The organism is Shigella sp. SIG6, from assembly GCF_053555815.1.
The window spans coordinates 1-4,424 of the sequence record NZ_JBQZXC010000194.1; the positions used below are offsets into that span (position 1 = coordinate 1).

At 54.9% G+C, this 4,424-nt stretch carries 4 protein-coding genes; all 4 read right to left on the reverse strand.

Annotation, left to right across the window (positions count from 1 at the left end):
- Positions 1–17: 17 nt before the first annotated feature.
- Positions 18–1,013 carry a galactofuranose ABC transporter, permease protein YjfF gene (yjfF, locus tag ACUU1M_RS18930; RefSeq protein ID WP_000596027.1) on the reverse strand — a complete coding sequence of 332 codons (996 nt, stop codon included), beginning with the start codon at positions 1,011–1,013 and terminating at the stop codon, positions 18–20.
- Positions 1,000–2,022 (reverse strand): galactofuranose ABC transporter, ATP-binding protein YtfT, encoded by a 1,023-nt coding sequence (gene ytfT / locus ACUU1M_RS18935; protein ID WP_005072348.1) that lies wholly within the window; start codon positions 2,020–2,022, stop codon positions 1,000–1,002. Before ytfT ends, yjfF begins: the two co-directional genes overlap by 14 nt.
- A gap of 13 nt (positions 2,023–2,035) precedes the next feature.
- The gene (gene ytfR / locus ACUU1M_RS18940) at positions 2,036–3,538 is read right to left on the reverse strand and encodes a galactofuranose ABC transporter, ATP-binding protein YtfR (RefSeq protein ID WP_000205824.1); all 1,503 of its coding nucleotides are present in this window, start codon (positions 3,536–3,538) and stop codon (positions 2,036–2,038) included.
- A gap of 139 nt (positions 3,539–3,677) precedes the next feature.
- A partial coding sequence (gene ytfQ / locus ACUU1M_RS18945; RefSeq protein ID WP_449144739.1) for a galactofuranose ABC transporter substrate-binding protein YtfQ occupies positions 3,678–4,424 on the reverse strand: 747 nt, incomplete at its 5' end.

The window sequence follows — 4,424 nt, forward strand, 5'->3', positions numbered from 1 at the left end:
CACACGGAGAGGCATTTTTATCGCTGCGCAATGTTGACTCTTGTCACTGGCGAACTCTGACGATTCTCCCACAGCACCGTTAACCCACGCTGTAATGCTATAAAAATAAACAACAAAATACCGATGGCGATTTTCGTCCACCAGGAACTCAGCGTGCCGTCAAAGTTGATGTAAGTCTGGATCAGTCCCTGAATTGCCACGCCAAAAAGCGTCCCAAGCACCGTCCCGACGCCACCACTTAACAACGTACCGCCAATCACCACCGACGCGATGGCGTCCAGTTCCACACCTACGCCCGCCAGTGCATATCCGGCTTGGGTATAAATCGAGAAGACAATCCCCGCCAGTGTTGCCAGTCCGGTGGAGAGCATATAAATGCGAATAGTGGTGCTGCGAGTAGAAATCCCCATCAGGTTCGCCGACGTCGCGTTGCCGCCAATAGCGTACACCTGATTGCCAAAACGGGTACGATGCGCAAGGAAAATACCGATAACCACCACCGCCAGCATCAACAGCCCCATCGCACTAAGGCGACCGCCGCCGGGGATTTTCCACGCAAGGCTTGAGAGCGTGTCATAAATGGGATGGTTTATCGGAATCGACTCTTCCGAAACGAGATAGCTGACGCCGCGCAAAAAGAACATCCCCGCAAGCGTAATGATAAATGCCGGGATCTTCAGGGCGTCGATCAGAAGCCCCATAAATGCGCCGAAGGCACAGCCCATCACCAGCACTAGCGGAAACGCCAGCAGCGGCGAGAGGCCGAAATCGCCAACCACTTTTGCCAGAAACACGCCAGTAAAGGCGATCACCGAACCGACGGAGAGATCGATACCGCCAGAGAGGATCACAAAGGTCATGCCAACGGCGATTATCCCAAGAAAGGCGTTATCGGTCAGGATATTGCAGATCACCCTTGTGGAAGCAAAACCGGGAAACTGGGTCAGGCAGTAGAGATAGCCCAGCACAAAGACGCCGATGGTGATCATCAGCGGCAAGTTACGTTTTATCATGGCTACGTACTCCTTTAATCAGACTGATAAAGCGTTGCGACTGAACAATCAGCACACAAAGCACCACCACCGCTTTCACCACCTGGTTCATCTCCGGCGGAAAGCCCGAAAGCAAAATTCCGGTGTTCATCCCCTGAATAATCAGCGCCCCCACTACCGAGAGCAGCAGGTTAAAGCGCCCGCCCATCAGCGATCCGCCGCCAATCACCACCGCGAGAATGGCGTCCAGCTCCAGCCATAATCCGGCGTTGTTGGCATCGGCACCGCGAATATCCGCCGCCACGATAATGCCCGCAATCGCCGCACATAGCCCGCTCAACACGTAGGTGAGCATGACGATGACTCGCGTGTTTACCCCGGCATTTTTTGCCGCCCGAATGTTGATACCAACGACTTCGATAAACATCCCCAGCGCCGTTTTGCGGGTCAACAGCCAGAACAGGAGAAGCGTCAGCACCGCGATAATGACCGGCGTTGGCAGGAACAACAGCGATCCGCTGCCAAACCATGAGAGATCCGGCGAGTTAAACGTGACGATCTGCCCGGCGGTGATCAGTTGCGCCACGCCGCGCCCGGCGACCATCAGGATCAGGGTGGCGACAAACGGCTGAATTTTGAGGATCGCTACCAGTATGCCGTTCCACAATCCCGCCAGGATGCCGGTGCCCAGGGCGCTTAACAAAACAATCGGCAGGCTGAATCCCGCGACCGTCATCGCAGCCGTTGTGGCTCCGGCGATAGCCATCACCGCCCCCACAGAGAGATCGATACCACCGGTGGCGATCACCAGCGTCATACCAATCGCCAGTAACGCAACGGGAGCTGCACGGTTAAGAATGTCGATAGGGCTACCGAACAAACGCCCATCCTGAAGCACCACCTGCCAGAAATGCGGGGCTACCAGGCTATCGACCAGCAGCACCAGCAACAGTGCCGCCAGCTGCGGCATCCCCGTCGGCCAGTGAAAACGCCTTTTTGGCGGCGTAGTGTCAGGGAGAGATTGAGGCATCACACTGTTCTCCTTACGCCGCAATGGCGTTCATGATCGCCGGAACGGAAAGCTGTGCCAGCGGGATCTCCGCCACCTGTTTGCGATCGCGCATGATGATCACCCGGTCGGCATAGCCCACCAGCTCTTCCAGTTCGGAGGAGATCACCAGCAGCGCCAGACCGTCAGCACACAGCGTTTCAATCAGGCGGATGATCTCGGCGTGGGCACCAACATCAATGCCACGGGTTGGCTCATCAAGGATCAGAAATTGCGGTCGGGTCAGTAGCCAACGTGAAAGCAGCACTTTTTGCTGATTGCCACCGGAGAGAAATTCAATCGGTTGTTCAGTTGAAGGTGTGCGAATGCCAAGCTGGCGGATAAAGCGTTCGGCAATCTCTTGCTGCTCTTTGCGGGAAATGGGTCGTAGCCAGCCGCGCTGGGCCTGGAGAGCGAGGATGATATTTTCCCGCACCGAGGCGGCGGCGATGATGCCATCGGTTTTCCTGTCTTCCGGGCAGAATCCGATGCCCAGTACTGAAGCCTGATGTGGCGATCGCAGGGTTTGCGGTTTGCCTTTGATCAACGCCGTGCCGCTGTCAGCAGGTTTGATACCGAAGATCACTTCGGCGGTTTCGGTACGTCCGGATCCCAGCAAGCCAGCCAGACCGACGATCTCGCCGGGGCGCACTTCGAGATCAAATGGTGCTATCGTTCCTTTTTTGCCGTAATTTTTGAACGCGGCAACGGGTTTGTCGCTCAACAATGTTCGCCCGGCACGCTGTAGCGCGTGGGTATCCAGCTCGCGCCCCAGCATCATTTTTACCAGTTCGATCTGCGGTAGCTCGCGCGTTTCCCGACAGCCTACGAAACTGCCGTTGCGTAAGACGGTGATCCGATCGCTGACCTGATAGACCTGATCGAGAAAGTGAGTGACAAAGATCAGGCTGACGCCGCGATCGCGCAACTGACGCATCAGGCCAAATAATAGCTCCACTTCCTGGGTGTCGAGGCTGGCGGTGGGTTCATCGAGGATCAGCACTTTGGCGGAGAGATCGATAGCCCGGCAAATGGCGACGATTTGCTGCATCGCCACCGAAAAACGGTTAAGCGGTTCGCGCACGTCGAGGGAGAAACCGTAAGATGCCATCAGTTCGGTGGCGCGCTTTTCCATCTCTTTACGGCGTAGAAGGCCGAAACGTTTGGGTTCGCGACCTATGAATAGATTATCAGCAACCGACATATTGGGTAGCAGGTTGACTTCCTGATAGACGGTGCCGATACCGAGTTGTTGTGCATGGGAGGTATTTTTCGGTGAGATAGCCTGGCCTTCCAGCCAGATGGTGCCGCGATCGGCGTGGTATACACCAGTTAATGCTTTGATTAGCGTTGATTTTCCCGCCCCGTTTTCACCAAGCAGCGCCATGATTTCGCCACGGCGCAGGCTGAAATCAACGTTATCTAACGCTTTGACGCCGGGGAAAAATTTACTTAATCCTTCGGTGCGGAGGATCTCCTGGTGTTGGTCGGTCGTCATGGTTTCCCCCGGTGTAAAGCGTGCTCCCAGTAGGCATGATAAGACGCGGTAAGCGTCGCATCAGGCTTCAGTGCACCATCGCCGGATGCGGCGCGAGCGCCTTATCCGGCCTACGAATCGGCATCAGGCATAGCAACCCTCAATACCCCATATTTTTCTTCTTCTCTAACTCTTCTTTTGCGGTATCAGGCAGGTAAAGGGTGGATTTGGTTAACGTCAGCTTTTCAGGCATGGTGCCGTCTTTTTTGTATTTCTCCAGCACATCGAAAGCGGGTCCCGCCATGTTCGGCGTCAGTTCAACACTGGCGTTCGCTTCGCCATCCATCATCGCTTTGTAGATGTCCGGTACACCGTCAATGGAACCCGTGAGGATATCTTTGCCCGGTTTCAGGCCCGCTTCTTTAATTGCCTGAATTGCACCAATCACCATGTCGTCGTTATGGGCGTAAACCATGCAGATGTTTTTGCCGTTGTTTTCCGCTTTGATAAAGCTCTCCATGACTTCTTTGCCTTTACTGCGGGTGAAGTCACCTGACTGCGAGCGGATAATTTTGATATTTGGCGCATTCTTAATGGCTTCGGCAAAGCCTTTCTTACGGTCAATGGCGACGCTGGCCCCAACGGTGCCCTGCAGCTCCACCACGTTGCATGGTTTGCCATTCACTTCTTTTACCAGCCAGTCACCGATCAACTTACCTTCGAGGATGTTGTCGGCAGTAACGGTGGTCATATAGAGAGATTTGTCTTTCACATCGATGGAACGGTCGAGCAAGAAGACAGGGATTTCGGCATCTTTCGCCTCTTTTAATACCGGTTCCCAACCCGTCTCAACCACTGGAGCGATAAAGATCGCATCCACCCCTTGTGCAACGAAGGAACGTACCGT

Excerpts from the sequence above, each read along its gene's own strand:
- yjfF (WP_000596027.1), bottom strand. The coding sequence starts at position 1,013 with ATGATAAAACGTAACTTGCCGCTGATGATCACCATCGGCGTCTTTGTG.
- ytfT (WP_005072348.1), bottom strand. The coding sequence starts at position 2,022 with ATGCCTCAATCTCTCCCTGACACTACGCCGCCAAAAAGGCGTTTTCAC.
- ytfR (WP_000205824.1), bottom strand. The coding sequence starts at position 3,538 with ATGACGACCGACCAACACCAGGAGATCCTCCGCACCGAAGGATTAAGT.